The organism is Exiguobacterium sp. FD-YE-25-4 (genome assembly GCF_057004685.1).
Genome location: NZ_CM168041.1, coordinates 2,189,990 through 2,209,036, shown reverse-complemented (window position 1 = coordinate 2,209,036; position 19,047 = coordinate 2,189,990). Strand labels below are relative to the sequence as shown.

Below are 19,047 nucleotides of genomic sequence, written 5' to 3'. Positions count from 1 at the left end.
GGAGGCCCTTCATGAGTTTATTTGATCACGGTGTAGCCAAGCTGCATACGCTTATAAAAGAAGGCGAAGTCACGGTATCCGACCTCGTCAAAGAATCATTTGACCGCATCGAGGCGACCGACGAGAAAGTCGGTGCCTTCTTGACGCTCAACGAAGACGCGTTCGAACAAGCGAAACGGATGGACGAGCTCGCCAAGACATCGGACAACCCGCTCTTCGGTTTGCCGATTGGCGTCAAAGACAACATCGTCACGAAAGGGACACGCACGACGTGTGCCTCGAAGTTCCTCGAGAACTTTGTCCCGGCCCATGACGCGACGGTCGTCGAGCGTCTCCATGATGCCGGTGCCGTCACAATCGGGAAACTCAACATGGACGAGTTCGCGATGGGTTCATCGAACGAGAACTCGGCGTTCAAAGTCGTCCGCAACCCGTGGGACACAGACCGCGTACCAGGCGGTTCGTCAGGCGGTTCAGCGGCAACGGTCGCGGCCGGTCAAGTCTTGTTCAGCCTCGGCTCGGATACGGGTGGCTCGATTCGTCAGCCGGCGGCCTATTGTGGCGTCGTCGGGATGAAACCGACGTACGGTCTTGTTTCACGTTACGGTCTCGTCGCATTCGCCTCGTCGCTCGACCAAATCGGTCCGCTCACACGTACGGTCGAAGATAACGCCTACTTGTTGAACGCGATTGCCGGTCATTGCGACATGGACTCGACGTCAGCGACGGTCGACGTACCGGATTACACGAAATCACTTCACGGCGATATCAAAGGTATGAAGCTCGCACTTCCAAAAGAGTTCATGGCCGAAGGCGTGTCAGAAGGTGTCCGTAAACAGATTGAACAAGCGGTCGAGACGCTCAAGTCGCTCGGTGCGACGGTCGAGACGGTCTCGCTCCCGACGGTGAAATATGCGCTCCCGACGTACTACTTGCTCGCGTCATCAGAAGCATCTTCGAACCTCGCCCGGTTTGACGGCATCCGTTACGGGCGCCGCGCCGAGGCCGATGCGCTCGAAGAAGTGTTCACGTATTCGCGCGAACAAGGTTTCGGGGAAGAAGTGAAACGCCGCATCATGCTCGGGACGTACGCACTCAGCTCGGGTTATTACGATGCGTTCTATAAGAAATCGCAACAGGTCCGCACGCTCATGAAGCAAGACTTCGCGAACGTATTCGCCGACTACGATGCAATTATCGGACCGACTGCGCCGACGGTCGCGTTCAAACTCGGTGACCAGCTCGAAGATCCGCTCACGATGTATGCCAACGATATCATGACGATTCCGGTCAACTTGGCGGGCATCCCGGCCATCTCGGTACCGGCTGGCTTGTCAGAAGGCCTCCCGGTCGGTTTACAGATCATCGGGAACCATTTCAGTGAACCAACACTCTACCGCGTGGCCCATGCTTTTGAACAAGCAAACGGCGGTTTCAAGATGCCACAGCTCTAAGGAGGACGTACGATGAACTTTGAAACGATCATCGGGATCGAGGTGCACGCCGAGCTGAGCACGAAGTCGAAGATTTGGTGTGGCTGCTCGCGCACATACGGTGCCGAAACGAATACACAGACGTGTCCGATTTGTCTCGGACACCCGGGCGTCTTGCCTAAATTGAACGAAGAGGCGGTCAATCTCGCCATCAAGGCCGCGATGGCACTCAACTGCGAAATCGCGACCGATACGAAATTCGACCGGAAGAACTACTTCTATCCAGATACGCCGAAAGCGTATCAAATCTCGCAGTTCGACCAGCCGATCGGTTTCAACGGCCATGTCGACGTTGAAGTCGATGGTGAGATGAAACGGTTCCGCATCGAACGCGTCCATCTCGAGGAAGATGCCGGGAAGATGAACCACACGGGCGAGAAACACTCGGTCGTCGACTTCAACCGGACCGGGTCACCCCTCATCGAGATCGTCAGTGAGGCTGACATGCGCTCACCGAAAGACGCCGTCGCCTACCTCGAGCGCTTGAAAGAAGTGCTCTCGTTCGCGGGCGTCTCGGACGTCAAGATGGAAGAAGGGTCGCTTCGTTGCGACTGTAACATCTCGGTCCGTCCGTTCGGTCAAGAGCCGTTCGGCACGAAGACGGAGCTCAAAAACTTGAACTCGTTCTCGAACGTCTTGAAGGCGCTCGAGTATGAGGAAGAGCGTCACCGCAAACTCCTCATCACGGGCGGCGTCATGCGTCAAGAGACGCTCCGTTTTGATGAGGCGGCGAAGAAGACGATCCTCATGCGTGTCAAAGAAGGGGCGGCCGATTACCGCTACTTCCCAGAGCCGGACCTCGTCCGTCTCGAGATCGATGAGGAATGGAAAGAACGCATCCGCGCCACGCTTCCGGAACTTCCGGTCGCACGTCGCGAACGTTATATGAACAACTACGGCCTGTCGGCTTATGACGCCAAGGCGCTCACGTCGACGCGGGAGTTCTCGGACTTCTTCGAAGCGACGACTGCGGCCGGTGCCGAACCGAAAGCGGCCGCGAACTGGCTCATGGGTGAAGTGCTCGGTCACTTGAACAAATCGGACGATACGATCGAGACGATGAAATTGACGCCGAGCTCGCTTGCGGAGTTGATTCGTTTGATTGGAGAAGGTACAATTTCTTCGAAGATCGCCAAACGCGTGTTCACAGCCATGATCGAAGAAGGCGCCGAGCCGAAGGCGTACGTCGAAGCGAACGGTCTCGCCCAAATCTCGGACGAGAACTTGCTCCGCGGTTACATCCTCGACTTGTTCGAAGCGCATCCGCAGATGATTGAAGACTTTAAGAACGGGAAAGACCGTGCCAAAGGCTTTATCATCGGGCAGATCATGAAGCAGACGAAAGGGATGGCGAACCCGGCACTCCTCGATGGCTTGTTCCACGAAGAGATTGCCAAACGCTAAACAAGCGGCGAGGCACTTGTGTCTCGCTTTTCGCTCGACTTGAGCATGGGGAGAGAACATTATGCAACGAAAACGCGCACGGGTCATCTATAACCCGACATCTGGAAAAGAAGTGATCAAACGGGAACTCCCGTACATTTTGAACCGCCTCGAGGATGCGGGTTATGAGACGTCGACGTACGCGACGAAAGCGATTGGCGACGCGACGCTCGAGGCCGTTCGGGCCGCAGAGGCCGAGTTCGACTTGATTATCGCGGCCGGTGGGGACGGGACGCTGAACGAGGTCATCTCGGGACTCGCCCCGCTCGACACGCGTCCGACAATCGGACTCATCCCGGTCGGAACGACGAACGACTTCGCCCGGGCGATGCGAATCCCGCTCAACGTCGTCGGTGCCCTCGACGTCATCTGTGACGGTTTCGAGATGCCGGTCGACCTCGGTGAGATTGAAGGGGAGAAAGGCGACATCCATTACTTCATCAATATCGCTGGCGGAGGCATCATGACGGAGCTGTCGTACGAGGTCCCGTCGAAACTGAAGACGGCGCTCGGTCAGCTCGCCTATTACGTCAAAGGGATGGAGAAGCTTCCACTCATCAAGCCGACGTATATCGAGCTCGAACATGACGAGGGCACGTTCAGCGGCGAGGTCATGATCTTCCTCACGTCGAACTCGAACTCGGTCGGTGGCTTTGAGAAGATCTCACCGCACGCGTCATTGAACGACGGACTGTTCGACTTGTTCATCTTACGCAAGTGTAACTTATTCGAGTTCATCCACGTCGTCCGTTTATTGCTCCGCGGCGAACACTTGTCGAGTCCGCTCGTCGAGCACGTCAAGACGGGACGCGTTAAGATGAAGACGACGACGGAACCGATGAGTCTCAACATCGACGGTGAGTACGGCGGCGAATGCACAGGCGAGATGCGGAACTTGTTCCGTCACTTGACGGTGCTCGCGCCGAACGCGCGCATCCGTGAGATGGAAGACTTGAACGCCCAGTATGAACGCGAACAGATGATCAAACAGCTGTTCAACGTGTCAAACGAGAAAGCAGAATGAGTCGGCTCGGCGTGGCGCACACGCCGAGCTTTTCGTTCGCTTGGAACGGGTATGAACCAATACACACTATTTTTTGAATCGGGAAAGGAGAGACTCATGTTACCAGTCCAAAAAAATGACCGTCTCGACGTCCACATCCATGACCTCACACACGAAGGCGCGGGCGTGGCACGCGTCGACGGTTATACGTTGTTCGTGCCGAACGCACTTCCGGGAGAGACCGTGGAAATCGTCGTGACGAAGACGAATAAACAGTACGGGTTCGCCCGCTTGATCGATGTGAAAGAAGCGAGTGCGGACCGCGTTGAGCCACCGTGCCCGATTTTCTATCAGTGCGGGGGCTGTCAGCTCCAACACTTCAGCTACGACGGCCAGCTCCGTCAAAAACGGGACCGTGTCGTCGAGGCGCTCCAGCGACTTGGCCAATTCGATGTGCCCGTCCACGAGACGATCGGCATGCCGGAACCATGGCGTTACCGCAACAAGGCGCAAGTGCCGTTCAAAGACGAGGCCGGTCGCCTCGTCGCCGGATTCTATCGTCCACGTTCGCACGACATCGTCGAGATGAAGGAATGCCTCATCCAAGACGAGCGCAACGATGAGGCCGTCCAAGTCGTCCGTGACGTGCTCGCGGCGCACCGTGTGCCGGCGTACGATGAGAAGACCGGACGCGGCGTCATCCGCCACGTCATGGCCCGTTACGGGTATCATTCGGGTGAATTGATGATTGTCCTCATCACGAAGACGACGAAAATCAAAGGCGTCAACGAGATTGTCGCCGACATCTTGAAGCGTCTACCGGACGTGACGTCGATTATGCAAAACGTCAACCCGGACAAGACGAACGTCATCTTAGGGTCGACGAACAAATTGTTATATGGCCATGAGACGATTGAAGATAAGATTGGTGGATTGACCTTCACGATTTCCCCGCACTCGTTCTTCCAAGTCAACCCGGTCCAGACGGAGAAGCTATACGGTAAGGCGCTCGAATACGCGCAACTCACCGGGACGGAACAAGTCGTCGACGCCTATTGCGGCATCGGGACGATCAGTCTGTTCCTCGCCCGGAAAGCGGCGCACGTGTACGGCGTCGAAGTCGTGCCGGAAGCGATTGAGGACGCGAAACAGAACGCACTCGTCAATGAGATCGACAACGTGACGTACGCGTGTGGCGCCGCGGAAGATGTGTTGCCGCAGTGGAAGAAGGATGGCATCAATCCAGACGTCATCGTCGTCGACCCGCCGCGTAAAGGCTGTGCCGAGTCGTTCCTTGAGACGATGGTCGAGATGGCACCGAAGCGGATTGTCTACGTATCGTGTAATGTCGCGACGCAAGCGCGCGATATGCGTTACCTCGCCGATCGTGGCTACCGACTTGTCGAAGTCACACCGGTCGACATGTTCCCGCATACGGCGCATGTGGAGACGGTGGCGTGGATGGAGAAAATTGAAGAGTAAGTGAAGCAATCGAAGGATAGACGCTGAGTCGAGCGTCTATCCTTTTTTGTATAGGCTTCACCTATGACGAAAAAGTGCATAGGTCAATCTCGGGTTTCTTGTAGACTGTCTCTAGTGAGTGAAATCGATTTGAACGGGAGTGCGGAACATGGGCAATCAGCGATGGATGAGACGGATGTGCAGTAACGGATTGAAACTATTCAAACGAGAAGCTTTAAAAGAAAATATTCAAGTGTTCACCTTGGAAGAAACGAAGCCAGATCAAAAGTACAATCCATTACCAGCACGAGAAATAAAAACAAGAAGCTACAGGGGTATCGGTTGGAGAATATCATATGACAATCCTGAAGGAATCATCGAGGGTTTTTCCAAGCTTCATATTAAGACGGAATATAGATTGGCTGCTTATCAATATCAAGAAGTAGATAACGGAAATGGCATCGTATGGGCAATTCCAATCCATAATAGTTTACCGGAACCGGACGAATGTAGCCGGTTAAACAATCAATTTCTCTCACCTCCTAAACCAAGTTTCGCTTGTGACGAATTCATGGAGGCGATTGATGGAGACTATATTCCTTTGTCTTACTTACAGGCGGCGATTGCTTATCATAAGCTTAAAGAGTTTGGTGCGATGTGGCATGGGATTAGTTGGGGAGAGGATCGACTGTTAACGTCTTTAGACTCATCTGAATGGGATTGGGTAATAGGGGAAATAATTCCGAAATTGATACAACCACATTTTTATTATGACAAAAAGAAAAGACCGGTCATTGTATTTCATACGATGAACTCGATTGGAACTCTCACGCTTAATCGTTATGAACATACATTCGAGTCTCAAGGTTATAGATTGACGTGCAAAAAAACTGTTTTGGCGACAGATCAAGATGGAGGAGATCTGATTTTCTAGTAAATAAAAAATATAAAAAGAATCATTTTTATGGTCATATTTTATGATTTTACGAAAGTTATATTTAGTTGAAATTATTATTTTAATCGGGGGTATAAACTATGAGGAAAATACGAGGTATTCTAGTGTCAGCTGTATTGATTACTACTTTAGCAGGGTGTGGTGAGGGAGCAAATGACCATAAGGGTGAAGCGAAGACGCCTTCAGCATCAAGCGCTCAAGAGGGTAGGAACTACAAAGAAGTAGTCGATGAATTCAAGAAAAAAGGATTTACAAACGTCAAAACAGAAAAAGTCGAAGATTTGATTACAGGTTGGATTACAGAGGATGGCGAAGTCGAGGAAGTAGCTGTCGGAGGCGACGTCGAGTATGAGCCGGACACATGGATGGCTGAAGATACTGAAATTGTGATTACTTATCATACGTTCAAAGAAGAGGAGACTGAAAAAGCGACGGAAAAACCCGAAAAGACAGATACAGAAGACGAGTCTAGCAACCAAACGGATAAAGATGCAGAAGAAAAGAAAGAGCCTGAAGTATTGACTGTAGATAATAGTCCAGACTTGAAACAGGTGCTGAGTGTGAGCTTTGAATCGGATCCTTTGATTGCAGCGTTCGCTAACGAATATGAAGGGCGCACGATTGAATTCGATGCGCACACAGCCTACGTCAATAAGCACGATAACTATGATACCCGATTTGATTATTTAATTTTAGTCGGGGATGACACTCAAGATGAACCGCCCGGTCCTAATTTCCAACTGCGAGATGTAAATTATTATGATTTGAACTTAGAAGGCGACAATATTCCGGATTCGTTTGGGAGCGGCCTTCATATCCGCATTACTGCCGTAGTAGACCAGTATGAAGAAGCTTCAAATCTATTCCTCATCAATCCCGTATCTATCAAAATGAGATAAGCGTACACACGAAATAATCAAGAAGTAAACCGATGGAATCGAGAACGAATAGATTTAAAATGATTATTGCATTCAATGAATCACGTATTTCATTTTCCAATAAAAATCGATGAATTGGAGTGATTGGAATGAAGTTAGAAACTGTAACAGCCTATGGATCATTCGTGAAGCGAAATGGTCATATTTTTCGGACATCTGCTTATTTGCAATGGGGGGATTCTACGGATTCTTTAGGCGCTTGTTTATTATTAAACCCGGGTTCAGCAAGACTAATTGAGGGGTTGGATAGAGAACTTGATTCACAAGGCTTAGCAGAAGGAGAAATCAAAATGGATCCGACGATGGAAAGTCAACTCGTCAAAATTGTAGAGAGGATTCATCAGCAAAACGGACAATTATCGGGACGGTTCTATATTTATAATTTGTTCAATTTACGAGAAGGGAAAAGTGAAAAGGCAATAAACGATTTCGAAACGCTTTGTGGCTCTAATCTCTATAATATTGAGGATTCTTTAGCATCAGTCGAAGAATTGAAACAGCATCCTTGGATTCTATTAGGATGGGGAGTAAACAAGAAACAAAGATGGATTCATCTTCAGACAAGTAAAGAAAGATGGTTACATCGATTATCACAAGCTCAGATCCCTATCATTGGAAAACTAAAAGTAGAAAATGGCGAATACTATCATCCACTTCCACGGCTAGTAAAAAATCGAGCTGGATATATTGAAGATATCTTAAAGCAATATCAACAACAGAACGGATGAACTTGAGCGAAGAATCCCAGACATCTAATAAAGGAGAAAGTGAAAATGAAATCGGAATGGGAGAAAATCTTATCATTAAGCGGAGAAGGAGGTAGAATCTGTTTGGCAGGACGAAGATTGGAGACAAATGCGTGGGAGTTTGTCTTAGTGTCTGATGAGTCTACGTTGGTTGATACAATTCAAGATGAAAAGTTAGAATCGATTCGTCGCTCGCACGTCGTCAGTCATTGGTCTGAAGCTCTCCAACTGCTAGGAAGATATTGGATGCGTCTTAGTCCAAAGTATGTTCATCCTGAATTTACAGAACGATTTTTAACGGAGATAGAAAATTCAGATGCAAAGAATATGTTGCATAGATGGAAACGAGTGTGTTCAAAGTCACCGAATCAAAGGTAATGTTGAGTAACATTCAATCACACCTTTCGAAGGAGGAAACTCGGTTTGAAATCATTGAATGAGTTAATTCGAGCGTACACATCGACCATCAAACAAGGAGACGTACCGCTTGCTTATCGAAGCATTCTTGAGTTCATGGGACGGTTGAGATCTCGCTTCATGAAGAGCGGATACGAGGTGAGTGGTCTCTACCCGGGCTATATGGATATGTCGTATATCGCTGTGAACACATCATATTTAAAGGAGCACGGACTGAAAATCGCCGTCGTCTATCTACATGCGACCGGACATTTTGAAGTATGGCTGTCCGCTCGCAATCGAGTGTTAACGGAACAGTACGCGACCACGTTTCAAGCACTGTCGGGTTTTCATGATAATCAAAACCGAGATGCCATCATCGAGCGGACGTTAACGTCGGCACCGAATTTTGATGAGCCGGAACAGTTGGCTGAATTGATTGAACGGGAAGTCGAACAGTTCATTCAAGATGTGGAAGCAACACTTGAGGGAGGGCGCTGATGGATTGGATGGCCGAAGTAGAAATGAGACTGAAGCGAGGCAATCAACTTCTATTTGCGAAAGACAGTGCGCTTCTAACCGATTTGAATGCGTTGATTCAAGAGCAGAACCGGCGCACGCTGTCGTTATGGGCGTTCGAATTGGCCGATGCAACCGTTCAAACGCTATCTGAACGTTATCCGGATGAAACGAGACTGAAAACTGCGGTCCAACTGTCTAGAGAGTGGGCTGCGGGTAACGTGAAGATGCCCGTCGCAAAACAATCGATTTTGCAGGCCCATGCGGTGGCGAAAGAACTTGATTCACTTGAAGATCAGGCCTTGTGCCATGCCATCGGGCAAGCCTGTAGCGTCGTTCATACACGAGGACACGCGCTAGGGTTTCCGATCTATGAGTTGACCGCACTCGTTCGTCGTCACGGTGTACGGGTGTGTCAACCAATCGTCGAAGCACGCATGAAGCACTATATGGAGCGGATTGAATTTTGGCGCGAGCATACTAGTGAATATGAATGGGCCGCGTTCATGATGAAAGACTAAAGACTCCTCAAGAATGAACCCTTCAATCGGTAGATTGGAGGGTTCTTGCTTCGTCATGACCGGAACGCGCGTACGAAGAGACTGCGTTTTACGGCTAGTAGTGTCAAGCCGCTCCGCTTAGCGATTTCCTCGACGACCTGTTCGACTGTAAGGTGATTGGTCTCGATTTTGTCATGTGTGATGTCGTGATGAAAAGCGTGGAGGCAGCGGTCGATTTGTATCTTGCCCCACGAATTGAACCATTCGAAGCGTTTATTTAATCGTCTTACGAGTGTCCGTTTATCGGCGTGAAGAATATAATGGTCGACCCGAATCCCGTCACATTGTAAGGCTCCGATGATTTCATCGTAGTAGAGCTGGTCCACGAGCGTCATCGGGACGATGATTACGCCATCGTATGACCGGGCAATCTTCGCCAACATCTCAACATTGAATGCCCGCCATTCCGGATGATGTTGGAAATCGGCAAGTTGCATGTCTTTGGGCAGATTGTCGCGAATGAAAAAGCCGACTTGTTCCGGGTCATAGATAAACGCGTTCGGTAACCGTTGTTGCAATTGTTTGGCGGCTGTCGTTTTTCCTGATCCGAAAGCGCCGTTGATCCAAACGATCATCTTTATCCATCCTTTCAAAATACTTTCTGTATTACCATTCTGATTGGTTTGATGATTGTCCTGTAAAAAATAAAAAAGACGGACTATCACGCAGTCCGTCTGTCTCATATTTACAGCACTCTACTGGCCGCAGTTTCCTGTTCAGAAACAGTGTCTTCACGCATCGCGTTGATTTCTTTATATTCGTTCGTATCTTTCCACAATTCATCTTTCAATGGATTGAGTTTATATTTGACGATTCGCGTCACTTGCCAGACGGCGAGGACGACGTTCAGTGCCAAACTGAGCAGGGCGATTGTCCAGTTCGCTGCCGGATTGTAGGACACACTCACATTGAACGTACTACCGACAGCAAAGAAGTAAGGGAACGTCATGACCCACATCATCCAAAACGAAAGCGTCTGCGCCCGGTTTTGCATCCATGTGCCTTTTGCCCAAAGCAAGGCGGGAACCGTCGCGGCGATGTTCAAGGCGAAGCCTGAATAGAACGCGTTACCCGGTGCGCATGAATAGACGTAAGCGATGTTCCAAATGCCGTAAGCGACAATCCAAAGTTTCGTCTGGTCCGGCCAGAGCATGTCTTTTTTCTTACCAGATGTGGCAAAAATACCGACCCAGCCACAGATGAGGACCAAGTTCAAGATTCCCGCGACGGCGTTCACGTAGTTCCAACCGCCCGAGATGTAGTACATCCCATCGACCATCCCTTCAAATCCCATGATACCGACTTGGAACTCTCGAACGACGGCCTCAGCGATGTTGAGTGCCAAAATACCTGGGACGAGCATCAAGTACCATGGATGTTTCTTATGATAATCCGTGAAGCGGATGACCATGTAAATCAAACTTCCGGCTAATGCTGAATACACTTTCACCCAATGGAACCACGAGGTGATTTCAGGATCGGCGGTGAAAAACCAAATCGGGGTCAAGGCGATTGGTACGGCCATAAACATGAAGATACTCGCTTTTTTGCTAGATCGGACGATTTCATTCAACCCGATCAATAGACCGAAGACGACGAACCACATCACGACATTGTACCAAGGGATAGACTCAAAGAAGAACATACGATAACGCCCCTTTCATTTCTAAAGGATAGTGATGAAGCAACGACAAAAGATGATGTCTTCAAACATACCGAACGTTCGTTATGTTTATGTGAAAAGTGTAACAAACTAGTGAAAGCGATGTCAATACGGTTTGGTACGTCACAGGGACATGTCATAAATCAGACAAATCATTATGATATAATTAGCCATTATTACGTGAGGAGCGTCGGGCATATGATGAACGAAGGAAAACAAAAGATATTAGAAGCGGCGCGAGCGACGATTATCGAAAACGGGATTCAAGGTACGACGCTTCGAGGAATCGCAAAAAAAGCAGGCTTTAGCACGGGCGCGATCTATCATTATTACAGTTCGAAAGAGGCTATTCTGTATGACGTGATGGACGAAGGATTAGGTGAGATTCGACGAATCGCGACCATCTCGATTGAAGATAAGAAAGAGGCCCGCGAAATCATTCAAGAAATCTTTGATGGGATGCAAGACCGACTCAAAAAAGATGCGGAAAGCCGTTTGCAGTTTTATTTGGCTCATGAGGCGATGCTCGGGAATGTGGAGTTACAAAATAAGTTTAAAGAAAAATACGAGGATTGGATCAATCGCGTCGAAGCTATCTTTGTGAGAGCGTACGGCGTTGAACGCGGACCCTCGACGAGAGCGGTCGCCGCGTGGACGATGGCTGCAATCGATGGGATGGTGCTCCAAACGCTGTTGAATGTTCAAGTTGTCGAGTCTGTTCATACGAATCGTATACTGGAGTATTTGCTGCAGGACGGGTTTGCTCACTTCTTTAAACTCATCGAAAAGGAATAGCGCATAGATTCTTGAAGTATTGTCAGTTGATACATTCCCGCGTCCATAATAAGATAGATAAAGTGATTTTGTTGGATTGACTACGAAAGGGAATGATTTGACATGAAAGAAAACTTCTGGCGCGACCTTCCGCGTCCATTCTTTATACTTGCCCCGATGGAAGACGTGACCGATGTCGTCTTCCGCCACGTCGTCGCCCATGCCGGCCGACCTGACGTCTTTTTCACTGAGTTCGCGAACTCGGACAGCTACTGCCACCCGGAAGGGAAAGGTAGCCTGCGCGGACGCTTGACGTTCACCGAGGACGAACAGCCGATGGTCGCCCACATTTGGGGCGATAATCCTGACTACTTCCGCGAGATGAGCATCGGGATGGCCGAGATGGGCTATAAAGGCCTCGACATCAACATGGGTTGCCCGGTGCCGAACGTGGCGAAGCGCGGGAAAGGGAGCGGGCTCATCCTCCGTCCTGACGTCGCAGCGGAACTCATCCAAGCGGCGAAAGCGGGCGGGATCCCAGTCAGCGTCAAGACACGTCTCGGATTCGCGAAGCTCGACGAGTGGCGCGACTGGTTGACGCATCTCTTGAAGCAAGACATCGCCAACTTGTCGATTCACTTGCGCACACGCAACGAGATGAGTAAAGTCGACGCGCACTGGGAGATGATCCCGGATATCGTCAAACTGCGTGACGAGATCGCACCGGACACGCTGATCACGATCAACGGTGACATCCTCGACCGTCAGATGGGATTAGAGCTTGTCGAAAAGTATGGCGTCGACGGCGTCATGATCGGTCGCGGGATTTTCAAGAACCCGTTCGCGTTCGAGAAAGAGCCGCGTGAGCATTCGATGGAAGAGTACCTTGACTTGCTTCGTCTCCAACTCGATTTGCAGGACAAGTTCCAAGAAGAGGTGCCGCGTTCGATTTCGAACTTGCACCGCTTCTTCAAGATTTACGTGAAAGGGTTCCGTGGGGCGAGCGACCTCCGTGTGAAGCTCATGGACACGAAATCGACAGACGAAGTGCGGGCGCACCTTGATGCGTTCGTCGAGAACTATCATAAAGAAGAAGCTGCGCTTGCCGAGGCAGCATCGACAGTCGAATAATGTTTTACCGGGATTCAGTGTATACTGGGTCCCTTTTTTATATGAAAAATAGTAGATGGGCGATGAAACGTTTGGTCGGGCTGCTTCGTATGAAGTGGGTGGAAGGGGAGGGTAAACATGAACGAATGGCGTGAATCTGCGGTCGGTCTTGGCCTTGCGTTTGGAACGGCTGGCGGACTACTCATCTCTGTCTTACTCGATTTTCCGTCCATGTATGGTATTGTCATCGGTTCAATCATTGGATATTGGATTGGACTCCTCATTTCCATTCGTGCGATGAAGCGATAACGAGCAGGATATCAAAGATCAGGAGGTTTTTACATGAGTGAATTTCAATTTATAACGAGCGATCGACCACTGAAAGAAGTCGAAAATCCATATATCGAGTTCTTATCGATCAACGAGGCCATCAAAAAAGGCGTCATCTTGCCTGAGATGCTCACAGACGACGAAGACCTTGACCGTGATGAAAAGATTTTGATGAACGTCGAGTTAGAAGAGCAGCTTGATGAAATCGAAATTAAGCGAGACCTATATTATGACGTGGCGAACGTCGAGGCTTATTCTTCAAAAACGCACGTCGTGGAGTTGCGTTGGCGTTATTCCGATGTGAGAGCCGAACAGCTCATCGAGTATATAACCGACCACTTGAAGACAACGGATGAAGTCGAGATTTGGAAAGTGTGGGTCGATGAACAGACCGAGCCGAACGTTCAATCGATCACGCTCGACGAGTTGACGATTGATGCGCTACGCTTTTTAGGTGCAGACGGGTTCGAACGACCGGAGTGCCTTCGTGTGACAACATCCTAATCCAAGCGCAAACGAGACGCCTGGCCATCCCGAACGAGTCATCTCGTTCGGTTTTTTGTTTTGTCTCCTCACTTGAAAAAGACTGCTATATTATGAAGAGAAGAGTCAGGAGGGAATCAGATGCACATTTTAATCGTTGAAGACGACCGGACAATCGCCTCCGGTCTCCAATATTCGCTCGAACAAGAACAATTCACGACGACGTTGTGCCAGAACGCGACCGACGCGACACGTTTGATTGAACAACAGTTACATACGATCGATCTGTGTCTATTCGACTTGTCATTGCCGGACGGGAGCGGCTATGACTTATGTCGGCTCGTGAAGCAAAAACAGGATACGCCCGTCATCTTTTTGACGGCGTTCGATGATGAAGTGAACGTCGTCATGGGACTCGATATGGGAGCGGACGACTATATCACGAAACCGTTCCGGGTCCGTGAGCTTATCTCGCGGATTCATTCGGTGTTGCGCCGCTACCATAAACAGGTCAGCTCGCCCGTTTTGACAATCGGGTCGGTCGAAATCAACACGCAAGACGCGAAAGTCAAAAAAGATGGAAGCGAGATCCTGTTGACAGCGCTCGAGTATCGTTTACTGCTCATCTTCGGGAAACATACGGGCCAAGTGTTATCACGGACCCAGCTGCTCGACCAGATTTGGGACATGGGTGGGGACTTCGTGAATGACAATACGTTGACCGTCTACATCAAACGGTTACGCGAGAAGCTCGAGGATGACCCGCAGCGGCCGACGTTGATTAAGACGGTTCGCGGGATTGGCTATAAGGTGGAACGCTGACATGTTGCGCAATCGAGAAATCCGTATCTATTTAGTCAGTCTGTTGCTGCTGATTGGAGTGGCTTCTATCGTCGCAGCTTTGTTCCTATCGATGGAGGCCGTCATTCTCGTCCTCCTTTTGTCGGTCGTGTTCTTGATCGTGACATATCGGTTCACGGCGTGGCGCTATCGGGAGATCGATCAGCTGTCGAGTTACCTCCAAGAAATCAGCAACGGTAACTATAAACTCGATGTCCGCGACAACCGTGAAGGCGAGCTCAGTCTATTGAAGAGCCAAATCTATAAAGTGACGAAGATGCTGTCGGAACAAGGGACGCATCTCGAAGAAGACAAGCAGAAGTTGACGGATGCCATCTCCGACATCTCCCATCAGTTGAAGACCCCGCTCACCTCGATGACCGTCATGGCGGATTTACTCAGTGACCCGCGGCTGTCGGATGACAAGCGTCAAGAGTTCACGCATAACGTGCAGGTGCAGCTCGAGCGGATGGAATGGCTCGTCTCGTCACTGCTCAAGCTGTCTAAAATCGATGCCGGGACGATTCATTTCAAACGGGAACCGGTGTCCGTCCCCGTGCTCGTTCAAGCCGTGACGGAACCGATGCTCGTGCCGATCGATATTAAAATGCAAAGGCTCCAAATCGCGGGTGAGGGCGACGTCACGTTCGAAGGCGATTTAAAGTGGACGACCGAGGCGCTCATCAACATCTTAAAGAATTGCGTCGAGCATACACCGGAACAAGGCGAGCTGTTCATCGATTACAGTGAGAACACACTGTATACGGAAATCGTCATTCGCGACACGGGGAGCGGCATCGCCAAGCAAGACATCCCGTATATTTTCCAACGTTTTTATAAGGGTATGAATGCGAGTGACGACAGCGTCGGCATCGGGCTCGCCATGGCTCACAGCATCATCACGAGCCAGCAAGGTGAACTGACCGTCCGCAGTGAACGCGGAGCTGGGACTGCGTTTCAAATTCGATTCTACAAAGCAATCGTCTAATCGCTTAAGTGACGAAACAGTCACTTTCGAGTCACGGACGTGTCACACTCGCTCGGTACACTCAAAGTAGATCAAGTACTGGAGGGTGCAACCATGAATATATTAGAAGTGCAAAATTTATCAAAAGTATACGGGAAAGACGAGATGGAAGTCCGGGCGCTCGATGACGTATCGTTCACCGTGAAAAAAGGTGAGTTCGTCTGTATCGTCGGACCGTCGGGCTCGGGAAAGTCGACGTTGTTACATTTGCTCGGCGGCGTCGATGTCCCGACGAGTGGACAGGTGTTGATCGACAACACGGATATTTATAAATTGGACGAGACGCAGCTCGCCATCTTCCGCCGCCGTCAAATCGGTTTGATTTATCAGTTTTACAACTTGATCCCGATTTTGACGGTCGAGGAGAACATTACGTTGCCGATGTTGTTGGACGAGCAAAAAGTTGACGCCGCCCATTTGGAGCGCATCATCGGCATCCTCGGGCTATCGAACCGGTTGACGCATCTGCCGAACCAACTGTCTGGCGGGCAGCAACAACGCGTCTCCATCGGTCGGGCGCTCATCAGCAACCCGGCCATCATCTTGGCCGATGAGCCGACGGGGAACTTGGACAGTCAAAATAGTGAAGAAATCATGAGCCTCCTGAAACTGTTCAACAAAAAGTTCAATCAGACGCTCATCATCATCACGCATGACGAACGGATCGCCTTGCAGGCTGACCGGATCATCTCGATCGAGGATGGGAAGATTGCGAAGAACGAGGTCGTCCGCTCATGAACATCATCAATAAAATGACGCTTCGCCACTTGCGTGAAAACAAGCGGCGCTCGCTCGTCACCATCATCGGGGTCATCATCTCGGTGGCGATGATCACGGCTGTGACGACGCTGGGTTCGTCGTTCCTGGACTTGATGATCCGTCAAGACATCGCGGACAACGGGGAATGGCACGTCCAATACATCAACACGAATGAGGAGCAGGTCGAGGCAATTCGAAATGATGCATCGACGAAGGACGTCATCCTATCAAGTGACGGCTATGCGGAATTAAAGGAATCGCAGAATGCGTATAAACCTTACTTATACGTCCGGAACTATAACACGTCGGGGCTGAAAAACTTTCCCGTCAACTTGACGGACGGACGCTTGCCGAACAAAGAAGGCGAAGTCGTTATTTCTGAGGCCATCCGTCAAAATGCGCAAGTCACGTACAACATCGGGGATCAATTGACGATTGAGATCGGTGAGCGCGTGGACGAGTCGTCTGGTCGGCTGTTGACCCAAAACGATGGATTGATCCGCGACGGGGAGACAATTCTTGAACAGTTGAAGGTCGAAGATACGGTAACGTTGACCGTCGTCGGCACAATGACGCGCCCGGCCTGGGAGCCGACTTGGTCGCCGGGGTATACGGTCGTCGGATACATTGACGACAAAGCGTTGAACGGTGCGACCGTCGATACGTTCGTTGCCTTGAACGATGTCGATAACTCGATTTACTCGGATACGGAACGAGTGATGAACGAACAGAAAATTGAAGGGGTCGCCTATAACTCATCGTTGCTTCGCTATTACGGGGTGACAGACGACGGCGGATTGCGTAAGACGTTGTATGGTTTCGTCGGGATCATCATGACGGTCATCGTCATCGGCTCGATTTCGCTCATTTATAACGCGTTCGCCATCAGCGTATCTGAGCGCTCGCGTTATCTCGGGATGCTCGCGAGTGTCGGGGCGACGAAACGGCAAAAACGAAACTCGGTCTTCTTTGAAGGATTGATCATCGGAGGGATTAGCATCCCAATCGGTATCATCGCCGGGGTGACCGGGATTGGGGTCACGTTCCTATTCATCAACTCGTTCGCGGAAAAGGCGCTCAACGTGACGGAGAAGTTTGAGGTCGTCGTCACACCAATCACGCTCCTGTTGACGGTGCTCATTTCGAGCGTGACGATTTTCATCTCGTGTTATCTGCCGGCTCGCCGCGCATCAAAAATTTCTGCGATTGACGCGATTCGTCAGACCCAGGACGTGCGACTGACGTCGAAGAACGTGAAGACGTCGAAACTCGTGCGCCGCATCTTCGGTTTGGAAGCGGAAATCGGGCTGAAAAACACAAAACGCAACCGGAAACGGTATTTGGCGACGGTGTTCTCGCTCGTCATCAGTATCGTGCTGTTTTTAGTCGTCAGTTACTTCACGGATCGACTCGAACAGTCACTCGAGATGTCACAAGACACGTATGAGTTCGATATTCTCGTGAACGGATCGAATCTCAGTAAAGATGACTTACGTCGCTATGAGACGTTGGACCATGTGACGAGTGGGACGTACTTCGAGAACACGATCGTCCAGACGATGGTCGACGAAGCACGGTTACCGAGCGCGGTCATCGAGAACGAAGACTTGGCATTCAACTTCGGTGATGGGAAATTCATGTATTATGTCTCCCTTTATCAATTAGATGATGAAAGTTTCGATGCGTACTTGAAACAGATTGGGGCAGCCGCCAGCAATTTTGAAGACGGAGAAATGCCGGGTGCCGTCTTGATTGATGAAATCTCATATCAAGACGTCGAAAAGAAGAAATTTGTGAATTCGAAGACGATTGAGACCAAAATCGGCGATACGCTTGAACTCCGGGACGAGAACGCAACGGACGAGACGGCACCGCTCAAAACAATCAAAATCGGCGCCATGACCGACGTCGCCCCGACCGGTGTGATGACGAGTTCGCTTGGATGGCTTGATGTGATTGTTCGGGAAGGGACGTTTAAAGAGGATGAGATCGGTCAATTGATGAAGCAATCAAGTCCATCGATTGCCTTGAACACGAGTAATCCTGATGCGACGCAACAAGTGATTGAAGCGGAACAAAACATGGACCAATACATCTTCAACGTGTCGGAGCAGCGTGAACAACAAGAGCAAGTGTTGTTGCTGTTATCGATTTTCGTATATGGATTCATCGTCTTGATCTCGCTCATCTCGGTGGCGAACATCTTCAACACAATCTCGACGAGCGTCTCGCTCCGACGCCGCGAATTCGCGATGCTACGGTCGGTCGGGATGACACCGAAAGGGTTCAACAAGATGGTGTACTATGAGAGCATTTTCTACGGCATGAAAGCATTGGCGTATGGGGTGCCGATCAGTATTCTGATCATGTACCTGATTTACCGGGCGCAAATCAACACGTTCGAAGCAGCGTTCACGTTGCCGTGGGGCGATATCTTATTCGTCACGGTCGTAATCTTCCTGATTGTTGGTTCTTCGATGCTGTACGCGATTTCGAAAGTAAAGTCGGATAATATCATCGATCGGTTGAAGCAAGAGAATAACTAAT

General features: G+C 50.0%; 20 protein-coding genes. 18 read left to right on the top strand and 2 right to left on the bottom strand.

Features of this window, described 5'->3' with window-relative positions:
• Positions 1-11: 11 nt before the first annotated feature.
• The 10 genes from gatA to AC13H5_RS11355 all read left to right on the top strand — a co-directional run bounded on the left by gatA (position 12) and on the right by AC13H5_RS11355 (position 9,475).
• On the top strand, positions 12-1,454 hold the full coding sequence (gene gatA / locus AC13H5_RS11400) for an Asp-tRNA(Asn)/Glu-tRNA(Gln) amidotransferase subunit GatA (protein ID WP_483545771.1): 1,443 nt from the start codon (positions 12-14) through the stop codon (positions 1,452-1,454).
• 12 nt (positions 1,455-1,466) lie between these two features.
• On the top strand, positions 1,467-2,897 hold the full coding sequence (gene gatB, locus AC13H5_RS11395) for an Asp-tRNA(Asn)/Glu-tRNA(Gln) amidotransferase subunit GatB (RefSeq protein ID WP_214707020.1): 1,431 nt from the start codon (positions 1,467-1,469) through the stop codon (positions 2,895-2,897).
• 61 nt (positions 2,898-2,958) lie between these two features.
• A complete protein-coding gene (locus AC13H5_RS11390) occupies positions 2,959-3,960 on the top strand; it encodes a diacylglycerol kinase (RefSeq protein ID WP_214753993.1) in 1,002 nt (333 codons plus the stop codon).
• A 96-nt stretch (positions 3,961-4,056) separates the two neighbouring features.
• Positions 4,057-5,421 (top strand): 23S rRNA (uracil(1939)-C(5))-methyltransferase RlmD, encoded by a 1,365-nt coding sequence (rlmD, locus tag AC13H5_RS11385; protein WP_483545770.1) that lies wholly within the window; start codon positions 4,057-4,059, stop codon positions 5,419-5,421.
• A 148-nt stretch (positions 5,422-5,569) separates the two neighbouring features.
• Positions 5,570-6,334 (top strand): hypothetical protein, encoded by a 765-nt coding sequence (locus AC13H5_RS11380; protein ID WP_483545769.1) that lies wholly within the window; start codon positions 5,570-5,572, stop codon positions 6,332-6,334.
• A 125-nt stretch (positions 6,335-6,459) separates the two neighbouring features.
• Entirely contained in the window at positions 6,460-7,254 is a 795-nt protein-coding gene (locus AC13H5_RS11375; protein WP_483545768.1) for a DUF4839 domain-containing protein, read from the top strand.
• A gap of 128 nt (positions 7,255-7,382) precedes the next feature.
• The gene (locus AC13H5_RS11370; RefSeq protein WP_114166954.1) at positions 7,383-8,021 is read left to right on the top strand and encodes a DUF1643 domain-containing protein; all 639 of its coding nucleotides are present in this window, start codon (positions 7,383-7,385) and stop codon (positions 8,019-8,021) included.
• Positions 8,022-8,066: 45 nt separating this feature from the next.
• On the top strand, positions 8,067-8,417 hold the full coding sequence (locus AC13H5_RS11365; protein ID WP_114166955.1) for a hypothetical protein: 351 nt from the start codon (positions 8,067-8,069) through the stop codon (positions 8,415-8,417).
• A gap of 45 nt (positions 8,418-8,462) precedes the next feature.
• Entirely contained in the window at positions 8,463-8,936 is a 474-nt protein-coding gene (locus AC13H5_RS11360; protein WP_483545767.1) for a DUF7000 family protein, read from the top strand.
• Positions 8,936-9,475 carry a putative immunity protein gene (locus tag AC13H5_RS11355; protein ID WP_483545766.1) on the top strand — a complete coding sequence of 180 codons (540 nt, stop codon included), beginning with the start codon at positions 8,936-8,938 and terminating at the stop codon, positions 9,473-9,475. Before AC13H5_RS11360 ends, AC13H5_RS11355 begins: the two co-directional genes overlap by 1 nt.
• 53 nt (positions 9,476-9,528) lie before the next feature.
• On the opposite strand, the gene AC13H5_RS11350 is transcribed toward AC13H5_RS11355, so the two are convergent.
• Positions 9,529-10,089, bottom strand: coding sequence for an AAA family ATPase (locus tag AC13H5_RS11350; RefSeq protein ID WP_483545765.1), 561 nt, complete (start codon positions 10,087-10,089; stop codon positions 9,529-9,531).
• A gap of 110 nt (positions 10,090-10,199) precedes the next feature.
• Positions 10,200-11,159, bottom strand: a complete 960-nt coding sequence (locus tag AC13H5_RS11345) for a DUF5692 family protein (protein ID WP_483545764.1) — start codon at positions 11,157-11,159, stop codon at positions 10,200-10,202.
• Positions 11,160-11,375: 216 nt separating this feature from the next.
• Between AC13H5_RS11345 and AC13H5_RS11340 the strand changes: the two genes are divergently transcribed.
• From AC13H5_RS11340 to AC13H5_RS11305, 8 genes are all read left to right on the top strand, one after another.
• Positions 11,376-11,972, top strand: coding sequence for a TetR/AcrR family transcriptional regulator (locus AC13H5_RS11340; RefSeq protein ID WP_483545763.1), 597 nt, complete (start codon positions 11,376-11,378; stop codon positions 11,970-11,972).
• A gap of 102 nt (positions 11,973-12,074) precedes the next feature.
• A complete protein-coding gene (locus tag AC13H5_RS11335; RefSeq protein ID WP_021066497.1) occupies positions 12,075-13,082 on the top strand; it encodes a tRNA dihydrouridine synthase in 1,008 nt (335 codons plus the stop codon).
• 117 nt (positions 13,083-13,199) lie between these two features.
• Positions 13,200-13,370: a hypothetical protein gene (locus AC13H5_RS11330; protein WP_214753973.1), complete on the top strand. Its 171-nt coding sequence runs from the start codon at positions 13,200-13,202 to the stop codon at positions 13,368-13,370.
• A gap of 33 nt (positions 13,371-13,403) precedes the next feature.
• Entirely contained in the window at positions 13,404-13,895 is a 492-nt protein-coding gene (locus tag AC13H5_RS11325; RefSeq protein ID WP_483545762.1) for a hypothetical protein, read from the top strand.
• Positions 13,896-14,015: 120 nt separating this feature from the next.
• Positions 14,016-14,696 carry a response regulator transcription factor gene (locus AC13H5_RS11320; RefSeq protein ID WP_214717975.1) on the top strand — a complete coding sequence of 227 codons (681 nt, stop codon included), beginning with the start codon at positions 14,016-14,018 and terminating at the stop codon, positions 14,694-14,696.
• Position 14,697: 1 nt separating this feature from the next.
• On the top strand, positions 14,698-15,702 hold the full coding sequence (locus tag AC13H5_RS11315) for a sensor histidine kinase (protein ID WP_233004530.1): 1,005 nt from the start codon (positions 14,698-14,700) through the stop codon (positions 15,700-15,702).
• A gap of 93 nt (positions 15,703-15,795) precedes the next feature.
• Positions 15,796-16,479 (top strand): ABC transporter ATP-binding protein, encoded by a 684-nt coding sequence (locus tag AC13H5_RS11310; protein WP_029594966.1) that lies wholly within the window; start codon positions 15,796-15,798, stop codon positions 16,477-16,479.
• Entirely contained in the window at positions 16,476-19,046 is a 2,571-nt protein-coding gene (locus tag AC13H5_RS11305) for an ABC transporter permease (protein WP_483545761.1), read from the top strand. Before AC13H5_RS11310 ends, AC13H5_RS11305 begins: the two co-directional genes overlap by 4 nt.
• The last annotated feature ends 1 nt before the right edge of the window (position 19,047 follow it).